This window comes from Streptococcus sp. HMSC062B01, assembly GCF_001811085.1.
GTDB classification, from domain to species: domain Bacteria; phylum Bacillota; class Bacilli; order Lactobacillales; family Streptococcaceae; genus Streptococcus; species Streptococcus gordonii.
Genome location: NZ_KZ672781.1, coordinates 1 through 367 on the forward strand (window position 1 = coordinate 1; position 367 = coordinate 367).

Annotated in this window: 1 protein-coding gene; it reads left to right on the forward strand. The window is 43.9% G+C overall.

Annotated features, from left to right (window positions below; all coding sequences use genetic code 11):
• On the forward strand, positions 1 to 367 hold a 367-nt coding region (locus HMPREF2780_RS05260; protein WP_158672293.1), incomplete at both ends, for a hypothetical protein.

Sequence of the window (367 nt, forward strand, 5' to 3'; positions counted from 1 at the left end):
AGTGGTGAAGCAACCAGCTTCAAAACCAACCTTAAAGAACAAGCCAACACAGCCTGGACGGACATCAAGACCAAGGCGGGTGATGTCAAGGTTCAAGTGGGAGAAGGTTTTGATAACTTCAAGAACCGTGTTTCGAATGTGAAGAATCAAGCCATCTCAGCTAGTACAGAGGGGCTTTCAAACAAAGTACGGAACTTTAGCGATGCCATTGAAACTGGCCACCAAAATATTCACAACACGCTTGATTCCCTTGGGAATAAGAATCGACTTGCTTTTGTGACTGTAGATGACGTTCCAGTCGATCTACCAAAATCAAAAGTCTCAACCAAGATGGATGACTTAGCAGATCGTATCCAACAAATCTCAG